This is a genomic window from Nonomuraea sp. IBHARD001 (assembly GCF_056106265.1).
Genome location: NZ_JBWBBW010000002.1, coordinates 4,610,431 through 4,631,351 on the forward strand (window position 1 = coordinate 4,610,431; position 20,921 = coordinate 4,631,351).

20 protein-coding genes are annotated in these 20,921 nt (G+C 70.7%); 8 read left to right on the plus strand and 12 right to left on the minus strand.

Annotated features, from left to right (window positions below; all coding sequences use genetic code 11):
• Positions 1–21 precede the first annotated feature (21 nt).
• On the minus strand, positions 22–153 hold the full coding sequence (locus tag ACTWNK_RS23165) for a hypothetical protein (protein ID WP_474306562.1): 132 nt from the start codon (positions 151–153) through the stop codon (positions 22–24).
• A gap of 97 nt (positions 154–250) precedes the next feature.
• Between ACTWNK_RS23165 and ACTWNK_RS23170 the strand changes: the two genes are divergently transcribed.
• Complete coding sequence (locus tag ACTWNK_RS23170; RefSeq protein ID WP_474306563.1) at positions 251–1,882, plus strand: amino acid permease; 1,632 nt, start codon at positions 251–253, stop codon at positions 1,880–1,882.
• A gap of 160 nt (positions 1,883–2,042) precedes the next feature.
• A complete protein-coding gene (locus tag ACTWNK_RS23175) occupies positions 2,043–4,322 on the plus strand; it encodes an FdhF/YdeP family oxidoreductase (protein ID WP_474306564.1) in 2,280 nt (759 codons plus the stop codon).
• A 42-nt stretch (positions 4,323–4,364) separates the two neighbouring features.
• On the opposite strand, the gene ACTWNK_RS23180 is transcribed toward ACTWNK_RS23175, so the two are convergent.
• The 5 genes from ACTWNK_RS23180 to ACTWNK_RS23200 all read right to left on the minus strand — a co-directional run bounded on the left by ACTWNK_RS23180 (position 4,365) and on the right by ACTWNK_RS23200 (position 9,558).
• The gene (locus ACTWNK_RS23180) at positions 4,365–5,819 is read right to left on the minus strand and encodes an amidohydrolase family protein (RefSeq protein ID WP_474306565.1); all 1,455 of its coding nucleotides are present in this window, start codon (positions 5,817–5,819) and stop codon (positions 4,365–4,367) included.
• Positions 5,820–5,843: 24 nt separating this feature from the next.
• A complete protein-coding gene (locus tag ACTWNK_RS23185) occupies positions 5,844–6,980 on the minus strand; it encodes an NAD(P)/FAD-dependent oxidoreductase (RefSeq protein ID WP_474306566.1) in 1,137 nt (378 codons plus the stop codon).
• Entirely contained in the window at positions 6,977–7,174 is a 198-nt protein-coding gene (locus ACTWNK_RS23190) for a ferredoxin (protein WP_474306567.1), read from the minus strand. The genes ACTWNK_RS23185 and ACTWNK_RS23190 overlap by 4 nt, the downstream gene beginning before the upstream one ends.
• A gap of 25 nt (positions 7,175–7,199) precedes the next feature.
• Positions 7,200–8,360 carry a cytochrome P450 gene (locus ACTWNK_RS23195; RefSeq protein ID WP_474306568.1) on the minus strand — a complete coding sequence of 387 codons (1,161 nt, stop codon included), beginning with the start codon at positions 8,358–8,360 and terminating at the stop codon, positions 7,200–7,202.
• Positions 8,361–8,583: 223 nt separating this feature from the next.
• Positions 8,584–9,558, minus strand: coding sequence for a LysR substrate-binding domain-containing protein (locus ACTWNK_RS23200; RefSeq protein WP_474306569.1), 975 nt, complete (start codon positions 9,556–9,558; stop codon positions 8,584–8,586).
• Between the two features lie 29 nt (positions 9,559–9,587).
• Between ACTWNK_RS23200 and ACTWNK_RS23205 the strand changes: the two genes are divergently transcribed.
• Both ACTWNK_RS23205 and ACTWNK_RS23210 read left to right on the plus strand, forming a co-directional pair.
• The gene (locus tag ACTWNK_RS23205) at positions 9,588–10,442 is read left to right on the plus strand and encodes a GntR family transcriptional regulator (protein WP_474306570.1); all 855 of its coding nucleotides are present in this window, start codon (positions 9,588–9,590) and stop codon (positions 10,440–10,442) included.
• Positions 10,443–10,735: 293 nt separating this feature from the next.
• Complete coding sequence (locus tag ACTWNK_RS23210) at positions 10,736–10,936, plus strand: hypothetical protein (RefSeq protein ID WP_474306571.1); 201 nt, start codon at positions 10,736–10,738, stop codon at positions 10,934–10,936.
• A gap of 23 nt (positions 10,937–10,959) precedes the next feature.
• Here the strand turns inward: ACTWNK_RS23210 and ACTWNK_RS23215 are convergent, their stop codons facing one another.
• From ACTWNK_RS23215 to ACTWNK_RS23230, 4 genes are all read right to left on the minus strand, one after another.
• Positions 10,960–13,179 (minus strand): catalase, encoded by a 2,220-nt coding sequence (locus tag ACTWNK_RS23215; protein WP_474306572.1) that lies wholly within the window; start codon positions 13,177–13,179, stop codon positions 10,960–10,962.
• 28 nt (positions 13,180–13,207) lie between these two features.
• Positions 13,208–13,762 carry a hemerythrin domain-containing protein gene (locus tag ACTWNK_RS23220; protein WP_474306573.1) on the minus strand — a complete coding sequence of 185 codons (555 nt, stop codon included), beginning with the start codon at positions 13,760–13,762 and terminating at the stop codon, positions 13,208–13,210.
• A gap of 143 nt (positions 13,763–13,905) precedes the next feature.
• A complete protein-coding gene (locus ACTWNK_RS23225) occupies positions 13,906–15,129 on the minus strand; it encodes a PP2C family protein-serine/threonine phosphatase (RefSeq protein ID WP_474306574.1) in 1,224 nt (407 codons plus the stop codon).
• Positions 15,129–15,536: an STAS domain-containing protein gene (locus tag ACTWNK_RS23230; protein ID WP_474306575.1), complete on the minus strand. Its 408-nt coding sequence runs from the start codon at positions 15,534–15,536 to the stop codon at positions 15,129–15,131. The genes ACTWNK_RS23225 and ACTWNK_RS23230 overlap by 1 nt, the downstream gene beginning before the upstream one ends.
• Positions 15,537–15,595: 59 nt before the next feature.
• Here ACTWNK_RS23230 and ACTWNK_RS23235 point away from each other — a divergent pair, with 59 nt between their 5' ends.
• Complete coding sequence (locus ACTWNK_RS23235) at positions 15,596–15,895, plus strand: hypothetical protein (RefSeq protein ID WP_474306576.1); 300 nt, start codon at positions 15,596–15,598, stop codon at positions 15,893–15,895.
• 95 nt (positions 15,896–15,990) lie between these two features.
• On the opposite strand, the gene ACTWNK_RS23240 is transcribed toward ACTWNK_RS23235, so the two are convergent.
• Positions 15,991–16,116 (minus strand): hypothetical protein, encoded by a 126-nt coding sequence (locus ACTWNK_RS23240; protein WP_474306577.1) that lies wholly within the window; start codon positions 16,114–16,116, stop codon positions 15,991–15,993.
• Positions 16,107–17,099, minus strand: coding sequence for a magnesium and cobalt transport protein CorA (locus ACTWNK_RS23245; RefSeq protein WP_474306578.1), 993 nt, complete (start codon positions 17,097–17,099; stop codon positions 16,107–16,109). Before ACTWNK_RS23245 ends, ACTWNK_RS23240 begins: the two co-directional genes overlap by 10 nt.
• Positions 17,100–17,275: 176 nt before the next feature.
• On the opposite strand from ACTWNK_RS23245, the gene ACTWNK_RS23250 reads away from it, so the two are divergent.
• From ACTWNK_RS23250 to ACTWNK_RS23260, 3 genes are all read left to right on the plus strand, one after another.
• Positions 17,276–17,611 (plus strand): SAV_915 family protein, encoded by a 336-nt coding sequence (locus ACTWNK_RS23250; protein ID WP_474306579.1) that lies wholly within the window; start codon positions 17,276–17,278, stop codon positions 17,609–17,611.
• Between the two features lie 521 nt (positions 17,612–18,132).
• Entirely contained in the window at positions 18,133–19,578 is a 1,446-nt protein-coding gene (locus tag ACTWNK_RS23255; RefSeq protein ID WP_474306580.1) for an aminopeptidase P family protein, read from the plus strand.
• Positions 19,575–20,795, plus strand: coding sequence for an aminotransferase class V-fold PLP-dependent enzyme (locus ACTWNK_RS23260; RefSeq protein ID WP_474306581.1), 1,221 nt, complete (start codon positions 19,575–19,577; stop codon positions 20,793–20,795). Before ACTWNK_RS23255 ends, ACTWNK_RS23260 begins: the two co-directional genes overlap by 4 nt.
• Positions 20,796–20,921 lie beyond the last annotated feature (126 nt).

The following is a 20,921-nucleotide window of genomic DNA, read 5'->3' on the forward strand; positions in this document are numbered from 1 at the left end:
ACAGGTCGTCCAGAGCCGCGGTCACAGCCAGCCGTTGCGGCGGAAGGCGTGGTGCAGCTCCTCGCCGGAGCGCACCGACCGGGCGGTCGCGCGCACGTGGTGGGCGATCTCGCCCACGCCGCATGTCACGGCGGGCCGTGCGCGCTTGGGCAAGCCTTGGGGCGAGCCATGCCGTACCGGGCGGGACGGGCGGCAACATCCAGGAGGAAGCGATCTCCCCCGGGGAAACCACCGGAAGGATTCACCACCGATGAGCACCCAACCTTCGGCGCCGGGCGGCGACCCCGACAGCAGCACCGGCGACGTGCCACGCCAGAGCGAACCACCGGGCCGCCACGCGGCCTCGCGCCCCGCCGACCTGCCCAGCCAGCCGCACGCCCCTCGGTCCGAACGTGCGCCCGCCCCGGCCGCGACACCGGCCGCGCCCCCGGCCAAGGGGTACATGACGGCGAGCGCGCTGGGGTTGATGACCGCGGCCACCGTCGTCACCAGCCTGCGCGGGCTGCCGTCGATGGCGCAGGAAGAACTGACGATGTTCTTCTACATCGGCTTCTCCACCCTGCTCTTCCTCATCCCGGCCGGTCTGGTCGCCGCCGAGCTCGGCAGCGCCTTCTCCAACCGCAGCGGCGGCGTCTACACCTGGATCGGCGAGGCGTACGGCAAGCGGATGGGCTTCCTGGCGATCTGGCTGCAGTGGATTCAGAACGTGGTGTGGTACCCCACCGGCCTGAGTTTCGCCGCCGCCGCCATCGCCTTCGCCATCAACCGGGGCGAACTGGCCAACAACAATGTCTATGTCGGCCTGTTCTGCATCCTGGCGTACTGGGTGGCCACGCTGGTCGCCTTCAGCGGCACCAAGCTGCTGACCAAGGTCACCCAGTACGGGTTCGTGCTGGGCACGGTGCTGCCCGGACTGGTGCTGCTGGCCCTGTTCGTGTGGTGGTGGGCGGCCGGGCATCCGCTCGGCTGGGAGACCGCCACCAGCCCGGAGGTCAGCACCGACACCGACGGCCACTACTCGCCGCGCGTGCTGCCGCTGGCCGCGCTCGGCACCCTGGCCTTCCTGGGGACGATCCTGCTGAACTTCGCCGGGGTCGAGTCCACCGCGGTGCACGTCAAGGAGTTGCGCGAGCCGAAGAAGGACTACCCCAAGGCGATCTTCATGGCCGCGGGCATCTCGTTCCTGGTCTTCACGCTCGGCGCGCTGGCCGTGGCCGCGATCATGCCCTACGCCAGGATCAACCTGAACTCCGGCGTTTTCGACACGCTGACCACGGCCTTCACCACCCTGCTGGGCACCACCTGGCCGGTGAACCTGCTGGCGCTGCTCATCTGCTACGGCGCGCTCGGCGGCGCCCTGGCCTGGCTCGGCGGTCCGTCCAAGGGACTGCTGGCCACCGCGCGCGACGGCATGCTGCCGCCGGTCCTGCAGAAGACCAACGCACGCGGCATCCAGCGCAACATCCTGCTCGTCCAGGGTGTCATCGTCACGCTGATCTCGTCGATCTATCTGTTCATGGACAATGTCAGCGTCGCGTTCTTCCTCATCTCCTCCATGACGGTCAGCCTCTACATCGTCATGTACCTGCTGCTGTACGCCGCGGCGATCAAGCTGCGCCGTACCCGGCCGGACCTGCCGCGGGGATTCAAGATCGGCGGAGGCAGGGCCGGGATGCTGGTGGTGGCCGGGGTCGGGTTCGCGGCGGTGGCGTTCGCGCTGGTGACCAGCTTCGTGCCGCCCACGCAGTTGCCGGTGGGCAGCCCGGCGGCGTACGTGGCGCTGGTGGCGGCGGGCATCGTCGTCTTCACCGCCATCCCCATGATCATCTACAGGGTGCGCAAGCCGTCCTGGCGCAGCGCGAGCGCCGACACCGGCGAGTAGGGAGCCGTGCAGGTCGGCGGACCGGTGCGCTGGGGTACCGCCCTGCGGACGCGGCTGTTGCCCGGAGCCACCACGGGGCGGAAGGATCACAGGCGGGCAAATAGCATCCAAGCGGGTGAATCACCCGATCCACCCCGTGGACGAGGAACAAGGTCAGGCAGTGACGACGATCGACGACCCCGGCAAGGACCACCTCAAGGTCTCCCCACCCAAGACCTGGGCCGCCGGCCTGCCCGGCGTCGTCCACGCGCTGGACTACGCGCTCGGCCAGACCTCGGTCAGGCGCACGGCGCTGACCCTGCTGAACATCAACCAGACCGCCGGGCTCGACTGCCCGGGATGCGCCTGGCCGGAGCCGGGACGCAGGCACCTCAACGAGTACTGCGAGAACGGCGCCAAGCACATCAGCGACGAGGCCACATCGGCCCGGCTGGATGCCGCCTTCTTCGCCGAGCACACCATCGCCGACCTGGCCGGACGCAGCGACAAGTGGCTCAACCAGCAGGGCCGCCTCACCGAGCCCATGGTCAAGCGACCGGGCGGCGCCCACTACGAGCCAATCGGCTGGGACGAGGCGCTCGGGCTGATCGCCGGGGAGCTGCGCGCGCTGGACAGCCCGGACGAGGCGCTGTTCTACACCTCGGGACGGCTGGGCAACGAGGCCGCCTTCCTGCTGCAGCTGTTCGCCAGGGCCTTCGGCACCAACAACCTGCCCGACTGCTCCAACATGTGCCACGAGTCCAGCGGCTACGCGCTGAACGAGACGCTCGGCATCGGCAAGGGCAGTGTCAGCCTGGACGACCTGCACAACGCCGACCTGGTCTTCGTCGTCGGGCAGAACCCCGGGACCAACCATCCCCGCATGCTCTCGGCGCTGGAGGTCACCAAGCGCAACGGCGGGCAGGTGATCGCGGTCAACCCGCTGCCCGAGGCGGGCCTGATCCGCTTCAAGAACCCGCAGAAGGCGCGTGGCCTGGTCGGCGCGGGCACCCGGCTGGCGGATGTGTTCCTGCAGATCCGGCCGGGCGGCGACCTGGCGCTGTTCCAGATGCTGAACCTGCTGCTGCTGCAGGCGGAGGACGCGGCCCCCGGCACCGTCCTGGACCGTGCGTTCATCGACGCCCACACCACCGGGTTCGACGCCTTCGCCGAGCACGCGCGCACGATCGGCTGGCCGCAGGTGCTGGAGGCGACCGGCCTCACGCGCGAGCAGATCGAGGACGTGCACGCCAGGGTCCTGGCCAGCGAGAAGATCATCGTGTGCTGGGCGATGGGACTCACCCAGCACAAGCACGGCGTGCCCACGATCAGGGAGATCGTCGACTTCCTCCTCCTGCGCGGCAACCTCGGCCGGCCGGGCGCCGGAGTGTGCCCGGTACGCGGCCACAGCAATGTGCAGGGCGACCGGACCATGGGCATCTGGGAGCGCCCGCCGCGCGCCTTCCTGGACGCGCTGGAGCGTGAGTTCGGCTTCACCCCTCCGGCCAGGCACGGGTTCGACACCGTCGAGGCCATCCGGGCCATGCGCGACGGCCTGGCGAAGGTGTTCGTCGGCGTGGGCGGCAACTTCGTCAGGGCCAGCCCCGACAGCGACCTCACCGAACGGGCGATGCGCTCGTGCCGCCTGACCGCGCACATCTCCACCAAGCTCAACCGCTCGCACACCGTGTGCGGCGAGACCGCGCTCATCCTGCCCACGCTGGGCCGCAGCGACCGTGACGTCCAGGCGGGCGGCGAGCAGTTCGTCACGGTCGAGGACTCCATGAGCCAGGTCCACGCCTCACGGGGCAGGCTCGTGCCCGCCTCCCCGCACCTGCTCAGCGAGGTCGCCATCATCGGCCGCCTGGCCGGGCTCACGCTCGGCGAGCGGCCGGAGCTGCCGTGGGCGGAGTTCGAAGCCGACTACGACACCGTGCGCGAGCGCATCGCCCGGGTCATCCCGGGGTTCGAGGACTTCAACACCCGGGTGCGCGAGCCCGGCGGCTTCGCCCTGCCCAATCCGGTCAACAGGCGCGTGTTCAGCACCGCCTCCGGCAAGGCCGTCTTCACCGCCAACGACTTCACCAGCCTGACCGCGCCGCCCGGCCACCTGATCCTGCAGACGCTGCGCTCGCACGACCAGTGGAACACCGTCCCCTACACCGACAACGACCGCTACCGGGGCATCCGGGGCTCACGCCGCATCGTCATGGTCAACCCCGCCGACCTCACGGACCTGGGCCTGGCCGACGGCGACACGGTCGACCTCATCGGGATCTGGCACGACGGCTCCGAGCGCAGGGCGCCCGGCTTCACCGTCGTCGCCTATCCCGCCGTGCCCGGCTCGGCCGCCGCCTACTACCCCGAGACCAACGTCCTGGTCCCCCTGGACAGCGTCGCCGACTTCAGCAACACCCCCACCTCCAAGGCGATCGTCGTACGGCTCGAGCCGTCCGCGTGACCGGGGGGAGGCGGCCAGGCAGGGGCCGCCTCCCCCCGGGGCTCAGCGAGTGGCGAGGTGGTCGTAGGCCTGGGCGTAGTTGACGCTCGCGCCGCGTTCGGCCCGGCCGACGAAGTCGGCCAGCTCGTCGGGGCTGAAGTGGTGCAGGTCGGCGACGGCCCGCTCGATGGCGTCCAGCGCGGCGTCGGCCTTGACGCGCAGGGCGTTCAGGTCGTGGCCGACGAGCTTGCCGTCACGCTTGCGTACCTCGCCGTTGACCAGGACGGTCTCGACGTCGGCGGCGGTCGACTGCAGGACGACGGTGGCGGTGGGGTGGCTGGAGCGCACCAGGTTCCAGCGCGGCTTGACCACGATGACGTCGGCCAGCCTGCCCGGCGCCAGCGATCCGATCTTGGACGCCAGGCCCATGATCGCGGCGCCGTTCGTGGTGGCCCAGGTGAGGGCGTCGCGGATCTTGAGGTCGACGCCGAGCGGTGAGCGGCCTTCGGCGTGCACGGGCAGGGCGTCCATCGCCCGCTGGTGCTGCAGGCCCAGCCTCATCTGGCCGAACAGGTCGCCGGAGCCGCAGATGATGCTGTCGGTGCCCACCCCGGGTGCGATGCCGTGCCGTATCGCCTGGTGGATCGGCAGCAGGCCCATGCCCATCTGCAGTTCGGTCTCGGGAGAGGTCACGACGTGGGCGCCGCTCTCGCCCAGCAGCTTCCACTCCTGCTCGTCCAGGCCGTTGCAGTGCACGTGCAGGTGGCCGGGCAGCAGCAGGCCGTGGTCGTCGAGCTCACGCAGGCCGCGCAGCAGGACCGAGCCCGCCGCCGCGCCGGTGTGCGAGGCGGCGTGGATGCCCAGGTCACGGGCGTGGCGTACCTCGGCGGCGGTGTCGTTGAACGGGATGGTGCCGAAGTCGCTGAAGAGCATGCCCATCTGGTACATGTCATCGTCGCCGGAGAAGTGCTCGGCCCGCACGCGGGCGGCGTCGGCCAGCCGTTCGGCGTGGTGGTGGAAGGCCGGGGGCTGGAAGTCGTAGCGCTGCATGCCGTAGGCGTAGACCGAGCGGAGCCCCGCCGCGCGCAGCCCCTCCACATTGGCGTCGGCGTGCTCGGGGCTGTTGACGCAGTCGGAGCAGTCGAAGATCGACGTCACCCCGGCGTCCAGCGCCTCCAGCGAGCCGACCAGGGTCGCCACCGCCATGTCCTCGGCCCGCATGACCGCGCCGGTGCGGTAGAAGGTGTTGGCGATGAACTCCAGCAGCGCCTGGTCGCCCGAGATACCGCGCAGCAGCGCCATCCAGGTGTGCCGGTGGCTGTCGATCATGCCGGGCAGGATGTAGCCGCCGGTGGCGTCGATCCGCTCGGCGTCCACACCCGCCAGGTCGTCGGCCGACCTGGCAACCTGGACGATCTTGTTGTTCTCGATCAGTACGGCGCCGCCCGGGATGTCGCCGAGCTCAGGGTCCATGGTGATGACCAGGCCGCCGGAAATGATGGTGCGCTTCACACTCATGACTGTCCTCGTTCGTCGGGGGTCTTATCGGAGGGAAGGCGTGGCCAGCCGCCTGAGCTTGGCCACGGGCATACGGTGGTTCACGGTGGCCGCCGCGACGGGCACGCCGCCGGAGCACCACTGCAGGACAAGGCTGCGCCGGGCCCGGTCGCCGGTGAGAACGACCGGGTCGCCCGTGCCGGGGATGAGCCCGCACACCTTGATCGACAATCCGAACTGCTCGGTCCAGAAGTACAGCCGCGCCTGGTAGGCGGGCGCCGCCTTCGGGTCCAGCAGTGTCGCCGCCGCGGCCTGGCCCTGGTCGAGGGCGTTGGTCCACAGCGGGGTCCGTACGGGTCCTGCGGGGGTCGGCAGGAGCACCACGTCTCCCGCGGCCACGACTCCCGGGGCCGCGAGCAGTCTGGGGTCGACGAGCACGCCGCCCGGACCGGCCAGGCCGGATCCGGCCAGCCATTCGGTGTTGGGGAGCTCGCCCGCGGCCGTGATCACCAGGTCGGCGTCGATCCGGTCCTCACCCGACACCACCGCGTGCTCGGTGACGTGCGCGGGCCCGCTCGCCCGGACGAAGCGGACACCCGCGTCGCGGGCCGCCTCCACGATGAGATCGGCGAGGTAGCCTCCGGCCTGGCGGAGCATCGGCGGCAGCACGTCGACCACGCTGACGTCGTGGCCCAGGTTCCGGCAGGCGGAGGCGATCTCCATACCGAGGGGGCCGCCTCCCGCCACCGCCACCGTCCGGGCGCCGCGCAGGCGTTCGCGCAGGCGCAGGGCGTCGTCCATGGTGCGCAGCCGTACCTCGTGCGCCGCGTCATGCGGGGTGCACGCCAGGGACCTGGCCCGCGCGCCGGTCGCGATCACCAGGGCGTCGAAGGCGACCTGTTCTCCGGTGGACAGCCGCACACTTCGCGCGCCCACGTCGCAGGAGGCCGCCCGCACCCCCGGGCGCACCTGGATGCCGTCGTGCAGGTGGAGGGTCGCCGAGTCGCCGGCACCGGTCCCGAGCAGGATGTCCTTCGACAGCGGCGGCCTGCTGTAGGGCGGGCGCTCCTCCTGCGACAGCAGGGTGATACGGCCGTCGAACCCGGCCGTGCGCAAGGCGTTGGCCGCGCTCACCCCGGCCAGGGAGCCTCCGGCGACCACGACGTGTTCGAGCCGCCTCACGGCACGATCTTCAGGGCTGCCACCGGGCAGACCCCGGCCGCGGCCCGGGCCGCGGCCTCGTGCTCGGTGGGGACGTCGCCGTTCCCGAACTCCAGGTGCAGATCACCTGCGTCGTCGAGGCGGAACAACTGCCCGGCGCGCTCCTCGCACATGCCGTGCCCCTCGCACCGGTTGTAGTCGACGATCACCTGCATGGTGCTCCTCCTCGCATCAGGGGGTTCAGGTAGTGACAACTCGGGTGGGCAGCGTGTCGAAGGCGCGCATCACGTTGTTGACGGTCCTGCGCTCCCCGGACACCTCGAACCTGCGCACCCGCCGCGCGAGCGCCTCCAGTACGGCCTGCGCCTCCAGCCGGGCCAGCCCCTGCCCGGCGCAGCCGTGCGCGCCGTACCCGAAACCGACGTGCTCGACCGGATCGCGGGTCACGTCGAAGACGTCGGGCCGCGCCCACTGCCGTTCGTCACGGTTGGCCGAGGCGAACATCACCAGCACCTGCGCGCCCTCCGGCATCGGCGTCCCCGCGATCCAGGTGTCACGCGCCACCCGGCGGCCGAACTGACGCACCGGCGTCTCGAACCGGATCACCTCGTTGAACGCGGGCGCCACCAGCGACGGATCGGCCCTGACCAGGTCCCACTGCCCGGGATGCTCGGCGAACAGCCAGATCGCCGAGCTCAGCGCGGTGACCGTGGTGTCCAGCGAAGGCACCAGGTAGTCGATCATCAGGTTGATCGCCTGGTCCTCGTCGACCCGCCCGTCGTCCATGGCCTCGAGCACGCAGTGTGCCAGGCCGCCCGGCTGAGGGGAACGTTCCACGACGAGCCTGGCGGCGTACTCGGCCATCCGGCCCGAGACCGCGAGCGCGGCCTCGGCCCGCTCGTTGAGCGGCCCGTGACAGTCGAAGTTGGCCGCCGCCCAGTCGATGAGGTGCTCACGCCCCTCCTGCGGGATCCCGATGAAGTCCGGCACGATGGACATGACCATGTCGCGGGCCAGCTCCCCGACCGAGTCGAACGCGCCGCGCGCGATCACCCGCTCCACGGCCCCGGCCGCGACCTCCTCGATGCGGCCCTTCATCGGCCGCAACGCCTTCGGGGTCAGCTTGTGCCCGACCAGGCCACGCAGGAACGCGTGCCGCTCCCCGTCACTGGCGAACATCGACCCGCGCAACAGATCGTTGTACCGCTCGTTCAGCGAGACCCCGCCACCGGTGCGGAAGGTCTCGTCATCGCCCAGTACGGCACGCACCTGCGCATAACGCGGCAGCGCGTACACCTCGTGCCGCTCCAGCCACACCACCGGGCCGAGCTCACGCAGCGCGCGGTAGTGCGGATAGGGGTCGAGGATCGCCTCCTCGGAGTACAGGTCCTCGGCGTACACGGGTGGCCCGGCCGCAGGCTTGACGGTGTCGATGGCGCACCTCCCTCTCTTCGACGGCGACGCCCGCCCCTCGCGTGTGCGGGCGAGGGGACGGCGTCGGTTGACTCGGGGCCGCGGCGGTTCCGTTACGCCCGTTCCGGCAAGCCCGTCGGATGTCCCGCGACACCACCGTGGGGTATGCGGGTGCATCGATGCTCCCGTGCCGGGTGGTTCCTGACCAATGTCAATCCCGCGCCGAGCTATGCCGATCGGGGCATACGTCCGGCGCGACGACAGCCTCGATGGCCGCCGCCCGCTCGCGCAGCAGCCCCAGCAGCAGGGCTGCCGACGGCGAGAGCGGACGCCCGTGCGGCAGCGTGACACCGACCGGCCTGCGAATACGCTCCAGAGGCACGGCCAGCGGCGCGAGATCGCGATCGGCGGTGGCGATCAGCTCGGGCAGTACGGCGATCATGTCGGTCTCCCTGAGCAGAGCGCGTACCGTCAGGATCGAGGTGCACTCCACCAGGTCCGACGGCAGCTCCAGCCCCTCGTCGGCGAAGGCCTGCTCGACCTCCTGGCGCAGCGCGGTCTGCTGCAACGGCAGGATCCACGGGTAGTCCAGCAGGTCGGCCAGGACCAGCGCGCCCCTGGACCGCACCGGGTGCTCGCGCCTGGCCACCAGCCGCATGGGCTCGTTGCAGAGCTTGATCTGGCGCAGCCCGCCGAGCCGGGTGATCGGGTTGAGCCGTCCCACGATCAGGTCGAGCTCACCGGCCAGCAGGCGCGGGGCGTGCGTGTCGAACGTCGCCTCGTACACCGCCACCGTGACACCCGGATGGGCCCGTTTGAGTTCGGCGATCGCCTGAGGCAGCAGGACGCTGGACCCGGCCAGCAGCATCCCCACCCGCACCGTGCCCACGGCGCCCGCCGCCAGCCCCGACACACGCTCGCCCGCCCGGCGCAGCTCGGCGAGCGCCGCCCGCGCGTGTTCGAGGAACGCCTCGCCCGTAGGGGTGGGCGTCATGCCACGCGGCCCCCTGACGAACAGCTGGACGCCGAGGAGGTGCTCCAGCTCGCGCAGGTAGCGGGTCACGGCCGGTTGGGCCAGCCGGAGCCGGTCGGCGGCCCGCAGCACACTGCCCTGGTCGGCGACGGCGACGACCACGACGAGATGGCGCAGCTTCAGGCGGCCGTTGAGCAGGTCGATCTCCGCCACCTCCACTGGCTCGCAGATATGATCCAAAGATGGATACAGATGACAGGTCGCGTTCGGGGGACGCGGTGGCGCTGGTGCACGAGGAACTGCGGGAGCGCATCCTCTCCGGACACCTGCCGCCCGGCCAGCGGCTGACCCAGCGGGAGCTGTCGGACCAGCTCGGAGCCGGGCGTACCCCCGTGCGTGAGGCGTTGCGGATGCTGGAGGCCGAGGGTTTCGTCGTCTCCCGGGCCAACCACGGCATCACGGTCGCCGAACTCGACCTGGACCAGGCCGAGGAGCTGTTCTCCGCCCTGCTGCTGCTGCAACCGCCACTGCTCGGCCGCGCGGCCGAGCAGATCTCCGAGCAGGCCCTGCACCGCATGGGCGAGCTGTCGGCCGTCATGCGCGACCTGCCGCAGGAGCCGCGCGACTTCCACCGCGATCACACGGAGTTCCACACCCTGCCCCAGCTGACGTTCGGCCCCACGCTCGCCAGGCTCATCGGCGATCTGTACCGGCGGCTGTCGCGCCTGCAGCGCTTCTACTACCGGGGCAGGCGGATCCCGGCCTTCGCCCAGGAGCTCGACCTGGCCTTCCTCGAGGCGATGCGCGCCAGGGACGGCGCCCGGGCGCGACGCGTACAGGAGCTGCACATGCTCAGCTCGGCGGTCGGCCTCATCACCGACGTCGACCCCTGGCACAGGTTCGGCCCGCTGATCGACGCGGCGGCCGGCTCCGGCATCCACATCCCGCTGACCGCCGGGCGCACCCTGACCCCGGCGGTACCCGTCACCTGGGCGACGCCTCTGCCCGGCTATCGCCCGGTCCGCACCGACTACGTGGTGGATGTGACAGCCGATCCTGCCCACCCCCAAGAGGATCAAAGATTGGATCCACTTTAGGATACCTCCCGCCATCCTGTGCCAGAGGCCGGACGCCGTCCAATACCGATGCCACTGCGAGCTATAACAAAACCCACATACCCCCAGGTAAGGCTCCCCACCTGACCTTGGAGAGTGCGAGATACCTGAGCAGCACCCCCCAAGCCGTTCTCACCCAGCCAACGCCGGAACAGGTCCAGACAGGGAGCCCCGGCTCCCGCTTTCGCCCGGCACGGAGTTGGACGATCGCGGTGTGCAGGGCACAGTGGGCCTGCAGTCGGGCAACAGCAATCATTGCGACTACTAGGTCCGCCTTGTCCCTGCTCACCACGCTGCCGGACGCCGAGATCGCGCGCTACTACGAGTCGGCCGCGATCGAGGGCGTGGCAGGCCGTACCCTTTCCGGCATCGTCCACGTCAACCCGAGCGGCTCCTGGCGGGACGGGTTCAAGGGCGTCATCGTGGAGTTCTTCGACGGATTCCACGAGCCCGGGTTCGACCTGCGCTGCCACTGAACACAGCCCTCGCCGGGCGGGCGCTACCCGAGTGTGCTGGGGAACCTGTCCCAGACGCGGTGGCGGGCCAGCAGGCCGGTCACCTCCTCGAGGACGTCCGCTGCCCGGTCGCCCGACACCACGCCCGGTGATCCGGCCGGGATGCCCGCGGCGGTGAAGGCGTCCTGGGCCTCGCCCCAGCCGCCGATCGGCTTGGCGTGCCGGTAGGCCTCGCCCAGCAGCAGGGCGACGCGCGGGTCCACCGCGGCGCCGATCCCGGCCTTCGCGTCTCGTACGCCTCGGGCGTCGGCGCCGGGCTCGGGGGCTCCGGCGACGAGGATCGCGTCGAACTCCACCGACCTGGCGGCGGCGAACGTGCGTTGCACGGTCACGGGCTCCCCCTCCCCCGGCAGGACGCCTCCGGCGGGCGCGATCACCAAGGGCGTCATGCCCACCTCCAGCACCTCCTGCCGTACCAGGCGGACGGCGTCGAGGTCGGAGGCGGCGACGATGCCGATGACGCGGCCTGTCGTCGGCCAGGTACGGCCGACCTGCGACAGCGCGGGGCTCGGCGTGGGATCGCCGTCCGGTGTGCCGTCGGGCGCCGGTAGGCCGAGGCCGGAGGCGACCTCCTGGCACAGGACGGGGTCGATGCGGGCCAGCACCTGCAGTTGGCGTTCCTTGATCGCCTGCTCGTACACCTTGCTCAGCTCGAAGGTGTAGGCGGCGATCACGTGCTCCCGCTCCACCGGCGACAGGCTCAGCCAGAACAGTCGCGCCTGGCCGAAGTGGTCGTCGAACGAGGCCGGAGCCAGCCGCCCCCTCGGCCCCGCCTCCACCGGGAAGGGCACCTCGACATAGCCGTCCGGGGCGTGGAAGGGACAGCCGCCGTCGAGGGAGTTCGGCCGGTACGGCGCGGCCCCGGCGTGCACGGCGCTCTGGTGCATGCCGTCGCGCTGCATGTCGTTGACCGGGGCGTGGGTGCGGTTGATCGGCAGCTGGTCGAAGTTCGGCCCGCCGAGCCGGGTGATCTGCGTGTCCAGGTAGGAGAACAGGCGTCCGGCCAGCAGCGGGTCGTCGGTCACGTCGATACCGGGCACCAGGTGGCCGACATGGAAGGCGACCTGCTCGGTCTCGGCGAAGTAGTTGACCGGGTTGGCGTTCAGCGTCATCAGCCCGATCGGCTGCACCGGCGCCAGTTCCTCCGGCACGATCTTCGTCGGGTCGAGCAGGTCGATGCCCTCGAACGTCTGCTCGCCGGTGTCGGGGAAGACCTGCACCCCCAGCTCCCATTCGGGGAAGGCGCCGGACTCGATCGCGTCGGCCAGGTCGCGCCGGTGGAAGTCCGGGTCGACCCCGGCCAGCAGCTGCGCCTCCTCCCAGACCAGTGAGTGCACCCCGGCCTTGGGCTTCCAGTGGAACTTCACCAGCGCGGTCGCCCCTTCGGCATCGACCAGCCGGAAGGTGTGCACGCCGAAGCCCTCCATCGTCCGGTACGAGCGCGGGATGCCCCGGTCCGACATGTTCCAGATCGTGTGGTGGGTGGCCTCGGTGTGCAGCGAGACGAAGTCCCAGAACGTGTCGTGGGCGCTCTGGGCCTGCGGGATCTCCCGGTCCGGGTGCGGCTTTCCGGCGTGGATGACGTCGGGGAACTTGATCGCGTCCTGGATGAAGAAGACCGGGATGTTGTTGCCGACCAGGTCGAAGACGCCCTCACCGGTGTAGAACTTCACCGCGAACCCGCGGGTGTCGCGCACGGTGTCGGCCGAACCGCGTGAGCCGAGCACGGTGGAGAACCGCACGAAGACCGGCGTCTCGGCGTCCTTGGCGAGGAAGGCGGCCTTCGTGACGCCTGCGGCGGTGCCGTACGCGCGGAAGATGCCGTGCGCGGCGGCGCCACGGGCGTGCACGACACGCTCCGGGATGCGTTCGTGGTCGAAGTGTGTGATCTTCTCGCGCAGGTGGTGGTCGCGCAGCAGTGTGGGGCCGCGCGCTCCCGCCTTGAGCGAGTGGTCGGTGTCGGGCAGGCGGGTTCCGGTTGCCGTGGTCAGGTACGCGCCGCCCTGGGCGCGGGTCTCGGCGCTCTCGCCCGACGGCTGGCCCGTCGCCGTCACCGGGGCGGGCCCGCGCTGGTCGGGTTTGGGGGGCAGTGGGTCGCGCGGCTGCACGGGTTCGGCGAGGCTCGGCGCCTCTGCGCCCGGACGGCCTGGGACGGCCGCTCGCGCGTCCTCGGTTTCGGCCTGGCGCTTGCTCTGTTCAGGCATGTGCGTGGCCCCCTTGTGGTTGCTCGGATCAGTCACTGAGCGCGTCGACCAGTTGGTCCTTGGTCATCGAGCTGTAGCCGTCGAGGCCCTTCTGCTTGGCCTGCTCCAGGAGCTCCTGCTTGGTACGCCCGACCGGCTTGGGCGGGGTCGCCAGCTCATCGGCCTTGGCCTGGCTGAACACACGGCCCAGCTTGACCAGCTTGTCGGCCGGGATGGCCTTGGCCATGGCCGGGAGGATCTCGCTCTCCTCCTCCTCGACGTGATGGCTGACCGCCTTGACCAGTTTGGCCAGGGCGGTGCCGAACTCCGGCTTGTCGGGATCGGCGTCCATCAGCTTGGCCAGCAGTTCCTCGGCCTCGTGGTGCTCCTCGACGCCGTGGTGCACCTCGCCGCGTTCCGAGGGGTCGGCCTTGGCCAGCTCCGGGTACACCTTCGCCTCTTCGGCGCGGGCGTGCGCGATGAACTTGGCCGCCAGCTCGGCCACCAGCGCGGGCCGGTTCTCCGGCTGCCGCTTGAGCTTCTCGAAGATCATCTCTACGTCGCGGTGGTCCGCCCTGATGAGATCAATCACTGTTTGTGACATTTCGCCTCCCGATGGTGATTCGGGAGTGCTACCCGAGACCGGGCATGCCATGCGAGAGGGATGCACGGTGACGGATGCGCCTTCCACCTCGGCGCGGCGACATCCGGCCGCCGTCCGTCAGCTGACCCGCGGCCACGAACCTCCTACCGGCGCGCACCGGTGATCGGCGCCAGCAGCCGCTCGTGGGCGGCTCCCTGCCATTCGGCGAGCAGCACGGTGGCGTCGTCACCGAGTTGCCCGTCGTGGTAGGCGAGGATGTTCACGACCAGGCGTCGCAACGTCTCGGGAACGGGCAGCCTGCTGCTGTGATGGCGCACGATGAAGTCCACGAACCTCGCCAGCCCGAACTCGTTGCCGTGCGCGGCCCCCGCCTCGGTGATGCCGTCGGTGTAGAGCAGCACCCGGTCTCCCGGTTCGAGCTGTTCGCGATACACGGTCACGGGAAGACCGAGATCCATTCCCATGGGGTGAGCCGGCGCGCCGGCCAGGACCGTGCTCCACCGGCCGCCGCGGATGATCACGGGCGGCGGGTGGCCGCGGTTGATCCAGGTGAGCATGCCGGTGCGCAGGTCGAGGTCGGCCATGACGGCGGTGACATAGCGGGAGGCGCGCCCCCACTCCTCGACCAGCACCCGCTCGATGGCCGCACTGGTGGCGGCCAGGGTCATGCCCTGACGGCGGTGGTTGCGGCAGGCGGCCATGGCCAGGTTGGCGGTCAGGCCCGCGGTGACGTCGTGGCCTTCGGCGTCGAAGACGGCCAGGTGCAGGGTGTCGCCGTGGAAGGCGTAGTCGAAGGTGTCGCCGCCGACCTCGTAGGCCGGTTCCATCACCGCCCCCACCGTCACCCGGGTCGTGGCGCAGGTCAGCGGCGGGATCAGCCGCCACTGCATCTCGGCCGCGACGTTCATCGCCCGCGTGCGGACCAGCCGGGGATAGGTGTCGCTGCTGGCGCGGTGACTGACCAGGATCAGGGCCACCAGGGAAGCCAGATGCCGACCGGCCTTCGGGGGCTCGGATCCGGAGCCGGGCAACTGCAGCACACCCAGCCGCTCGGTGCCGTCCAGCAGCGGGACCCACCACAGCTGCCGCCCGTGCTCGTCGCCCTGGGCCAGCGGCCGTACCTCCTGAAACGCCCGCCCGGCCAGCGTGCCGTCGATCCGCAGCTCACCGGGACAGCTCGCCCGCCCGGTCTGCGCCAGCGGGCGCAGCACGCTCTGTTGCAGGTCCGCCACGTAGATCACGACCGGCCCGAGATCGGCCTGGGCGGCGTGCTGTGTCACCAGGGCCGGGAGCTCGTCCAGCGTCGCGAGGTGGCTGGCCTCCAGCAGTCCGGCCAGCATCCGCTCCACACCACTCGTCGGCGCCATCACCGTCCCCTACCCCATGTGGGCGCCGACGACCATGTGTCGCTTTCGGCCCGGCGGTGCGCCCGGCGCATACGTCCGTGATGACGAAACCGCCTCAAGGGTTCCGGCGCGTGGTCAGAAGGCCGGCCTCGGGCAGGGCCTGGTTGCAAGGTGGGACAGGTGTGCAGGAGCCGGTCGACGCCGGTGATCGCCAGCAAGCGGACGACGCGGCGGTGCGGTGCGGCCGGCAGCAGGCTGCCGCCGTGCTGGTCCGCGCGCCGTTGCAGATCGATGAGCAGGTGCATGCCGGAGCTGTCCATGAAGGTCATGGCGGCCAGGTCCAGGATCAGCGGGGAAGCGAGGTCGCAGTGGTGATCGACGACATAGGCGGTGCTGGTGGCGTCGAGTTCGCCTGCGGCGCTGATCACCGTGCCGACACCTGCCGCAGCAGGTGGCGGGCTCCTCGCCGTCCGCCAGCGGGCCGAAAGTGACAGCTACCGTGGACTCCGCGCTTCCCCGCTGGACCTTCCTCACCCACCACGCCCGGGTGCAGATGGAGATCGCCCGCGATCCCGAGGTACGGCTGCGCGAGATCGCCGCCGCGACCGGCACCTGGCGTGAACTCACCCCCAGGGGGAAGTGCATCAGGAACTGGGGCGCCGCGGACGGCGTCTTCGGCTGGGTCGGCGGATCGGCCGTCGGCGTGCTCACCAACCGGAGACCGGAGGTGTGGGGCCGTTCGTTCTCCAGTTCCACGGCTTCGTGGCCGGAGCGACACACGGGATGAAGTTCGGCGAATGGGTCGCCGACCAGTACGAACCCACCTGATGAGAGGGCCGGGAGAAAACGCGGAAACGGTTTCTCCCGGCCCCCACGAACCTTTCAGAGGCCCGCCGTTGCCCCTTGGGGATCGAGCAGGATGATGAGCGTCAGAATGGCGATCCACACGACGACCGCGGCCAGCAGGAGGCGGCTGACCGAGGGCCTGCGGGGCCGCTTCACAGCCACCCGCTGTTGCGCAGCAGGCGGTGCACGATGATGACGGCCACCACCATGACGGTCAGGCTCAGCGGATAGCCGAGCATCCAATGCAGTTCGGGCATGTAGTCGAAGTTCATCCCGTAGATCCCAGCGATCATGGTGGGGACGGCGATGAGCGCCGCCCAGGACGAGATCTTGCGCATGTCGGAGTTCTGCTGCATGGCCGCCGCGCTCTGTTCGCGTCCCACCAGGGCGAGGTGGGCGCTGAGCGCGCTGGTCAGCAGTTCGTTCTGCTCGTCGACGCGGGCGTCCACCCGCAGCAGGTGGTCCAGGACGTCACGGAACTGCTCCCGGCTGGCGGCGCACAACGCCACCCGTCCCCTGACGATCTCCTCCAGGACGGGGATCAACGGGTCCTGCGCGGTGCGGAACTCCATCACCTCCCGTTTCAGCGAGTAGATGTCGGCGGTGACGTCCTCCTGCTCGCCCCTGAACACGCGCTCCTCCAGGGTGGTGAGGTCGTTGTCGATCTCCAGCGAGATGTGCGCGTAGGTGTCGACGACCTCGTCGCAGATGGCGTACAGAACGCCGGGCGGTCCGGCCTGGAGCAGTTCGGGGTCGGACTCGATGCGGCGGCGTACGCCGCGTAGTTCGTTGGCCTCGCCGTGGCGGACGCTGATGACGAAGTCGCGGCCGATGAACAGCAGGATCTCGCCGACCTCGACCTCGGAGGTCTCCTCCACGTACTGCAGGGGCTTGAGCACGACGAGCAGGCTGTCGTCGTAACGTTCCAGCTTGGGGCGCTGGTGGGCGTTGATCGCGTCCTCCACCGCGAGCGGGTGCAGGCTGACCTCGCTGGTGATGAGGTCGAACTCCTCCTGCGTGGGCTCGTGCAGGCCGATCCACAGGAAGCAGTCGCCGTCGGAGCGTGCGGCGGCGAAGGCGTCGCTGATGTCGCCGTCGATGGTCTGGCGCACGCCGCCGCAGTAGATCGCCTTGTCCACAATCACATCCGGCATTCTCCCGTATGTCGGCACGCGATCAACCTCGCTCGTCCAGGCGTCAAAGAGCGTCAAGAGGGTGTCAGAGCTCGCGGCCGTGCCGTCGGGATCGCGTCACGATCACGCCATTGCCCCGCCTACGGCCCTAGCGTCCCTGGTGCCCGTTCTCTCATCAGGAGGAAGTCATGTCGGAAGTCGCGCTGTTCGTCCCGGTTCGGCGTGGCGCCTCGTTCGAGTCGCTGCGGCTGTTCCGGACCCCCTCGGGCGGGCGTACGGCGCTCGCCTTCTCCACCAAGCCTCGCCTGGCCCAGGCACTGGGCGCCGACCAGCCCTGGGTACGGCTCGGCGAACCCGCGCTGCGCGAGATGATCAGGGACCTCGACGTGACCGGCGTCGTGCTCGACCCGGCCCCGGGCGGCCGTGCCGTCACGCCTGCGGTGGCGTGCGACCGGTACAGATGCGTCCGTACGATCATGGAGTTGCCGAGCGTGCGCAGCCGGTGCAGGCGTGAGGCGTTCTGATGCTCCCAGCCGCTGGTGCCGCCGAGCCGGGAGTAGCGCAGCTCGGCGAGCTGCCCCGCGTGGGCGTCGCGCGGCTCGGCGAGGTAGGCGGTCAGCTCCTCGTCCGGCGTGGGATCGAGGAGGCGGGACAGGTCGGAGTTCGCCTGCCGCAGCGGCGAGGTCTCACCTGCCGAGGTGTTGAACACCATGCTCAGCAGGCTGGCCAGCAACGGCTCCCGCTTGACCTCCCACTGCCTGTCCAGCTTCTCAGGGCTGAACCGGCTCAGCTCGGCCAGCTGCGGGAACTCGACTCCCACATAGGCGTCGACCAGCGTCGAGCCGTCCAGCAGCACCGCCTTCACGAGGCCTCCGGGGGGCGAAGGCGCGGACCAGGCCGTCACGTCGCCCATGCCCGGCACCCTAGGCCGCTGCCCTCAGCCCTGTCGACGACTGTCTTGTTGCCTGCTATTCGCTGTTGCGAAACATGTGCAATAGTACATATCCCACGAGCACGGGCGGAGGCAGTGATGTCGGAACAAGGTGTGAGACGTTTCGCGACGGCGGGTACCGCGCCGCATGACCCGGACTACCCGGACAAGTTGCTGGAATTCATGCGGACCGGCTGGAACGACCACGCGATAGAGGTACGGCCCCAGCCCGCCGTACCGCACTACGCACGACGCCGGGCCGCACTGGCCGCGGCCTTTCCCGGGGAGACGCTCGTCATCCCCACGGGGCCGAACAAGATACGCGCCAACCGCACGCTCTACCGGTTCCGTCCGGGCAGCGACTTCGCCTACCTGACCGGCGACCACGACCCGGACAGTGTCCTCATCGTGCGGCCGGGCGGAGCCGTCCTCTACACCAGGCAGCGTTCCTCACGTGAGAGCGACGAGTTCTTCCGCGACCGGGACGGCGAGCTGTGGGCGGGCCGCCGCCGTACCCTGGCCGAGAAGGCGGCCGAGCTGGGCGTCGAGACCGCTCCGCTCGCCGACCTCGAGACCGCGCTGGCCCGATGCCCGTCCGGCCGCACTCGGGTGCTGCGCGGACTCGACCCCAGGATCGACCAGGCCGTGCCCGGCGGCGGCAGCCGTGACGCCGAGCTGGGGGCGGTGATCTCCGAGCTGAAGCTCGTCAAGGACGACTGGGAGATCGCCCAGTTGCGCGACGCCGTCGACGCCACCGTACGCGGCTTCGAGGACGTCGCCCGTGTGCTGCCCGCCGACCGGGGCGTGTCCGAGCGCCTGATCGAAGGCGTGTTCGGCCTGCGCGCCCGCCACGACGGCAACGACGTCGGGTACGGCTCGATCGTCGGCGCCGGCCCGCATGCCACGATCCTGTGCTGGAAGCGCAACGACGGCCACACCACACCGGGCGGCCTGCTGCTCATGGACATGGGCGTGGAGAACAACCACCTCTACACCGGCGACGTGACCCGCACCCTGCCCGTCTCGGGCGTCTTCTCCCCGCTCCAGCGCGAGGTCTACACCATCGTGCACGCCTCGCAGCAGGCCGGGATGGACGCTGTCAAACCGGGCGTGAGGTTCGCCGACCTGCACCTCATCTGCATGCGCGTGCTCGCCGAAGGCCTGGCCGACCTCGGCGTCCTGCCGATCGGCGCCGACGAGGCCATGGAGCCGGACTCCATGCTGTACCGGCGCTGGACGCTGGCCAGCTTCGGCCACATGCTCGGCATCGACGTGCACGACTGCTCGGCCGCCAGGCCCGAGGCCTACCTCCACGGCGTGCTCAGCGAGGGCAATGTGCTGACCGTCGAGCCGGGGCTGTACTTCCAGGCCGAGGACGACCTGGTGCCCGCCGAGCTGCGCGGGGTCGGCATCCGGCTGGAGGACGACATCCTGGTCACCGCCGAAGGCGGCGTGAACCTCTCCGCCGCCCTGCCGCGCAGCGCCGACGAGGTGGAGACCTGGCTCGCCGCCCAGCGCGCCTGCGGCCCCCGCTTCCCCTCCGCCCTTCCTTCGGCATGACGGGCCTGGACAGCGGCGCGGTGGCACGCGCCCGCGAGCAGACGCCCGGATGCGCCGCGGTCGTGCACCTCAACAACGCGGGCGCCGCGCTCATGCCCGACCCGGTGCTCGACGCCGTCATCGGCCACCTGCGGCTGGAGGCGCGGATCGGCGGGTACGAAGCGGCGGCGGCAGCGGCCGGGAGCATCGACGCCGTCCCCCGCTCGATCGCCCGGCTGATCGGCTGCCTGCCGCACGAGGTCGCCGTACTGGAGAACGCCACCCGCGCCTGGGACATGGCCTTCTACGCGCTGGACTTCCGGCCGGGCGACCGCATCCTGACCTCACGGGCCGAGTACGCCAGCAATGTCATCGCCTTCCTCCAGGTCGCCCGGCGCACCGGGGCCACGGTCGAGGTGGTGGACGACGACGAGCACGGCCAGCTGTCCACCGAGGACCTGGCACGACGCCTGGACGACGACGTCAAGCTGGTCGCCGTCACGCACGTGCCCACCCAGAGCGGCCTGGTCAACCCGGCGGCCGAGATCGGCAGGCTGACCCGTGCCGCCGGTGTCACCTTCCTGCTCGACGCCTGCCAGTCGGCCGGGCAGCTGCCCCTCGACGTGACGGAGATCGGCTGCGACATCCTGTCGGCGACCGGGCGCAAGTTCCTGCGCGGGCCGCGCGGCACCGGGTTCCTGTACGTGCGCGACCAGCTGGCCGAGACGCTGGAGCCGCCCTTCCTCGACCTGTACGCGGCGACCTGGACCGGGCCGCAGACCTACGAGATCCGTCCAGGCGCCCGCCGGTTCGAGAGCTGGGAGAGCAATCTCGCGGCCAGGATCGGCCTGGGCGCGGCCGTCGACCACGCGCTGGGCTGGGGCGTGGAGGCGATCGCGGAACGCGTCACCGCCCTGGCCGCACGCCTGCGCGGCCAGCTGGCCCCGCTGCCCGGCGTGACCCTGCGCGACCGGGGCGAACGCCTGTGCGGCATCGTCACCTTCACCGTCGACGGCGTGCCCGCGGCCGACGTCCAACGCCTGCTCGCCTCGGCAGGCATCAACACCAGCGTCTCGGCGATCACCTCCGCACGCTACGACCTCGGCGCACGCGACCTGCCCGCCGTGGTCCGGGCGTCGGTGCACTACTACAACACCGACGACGAGCTCGACGCCCTGGTGCGCGGCGTCGCCGGAATCGCGCGCGACGGGGATCCCGGGCCGCCGTCGTCGGCGTGACCGTGGCAAGGGCGTTCTCCGTCCAGGCCGTCGAGGTACGCCGACAGGCCTGCGACACGACCACGCCCATGGCGTGACCCCGGACGCGCGTCGGCCCCGCCTGGTCCGGCGGGGCCGACGGCCGTA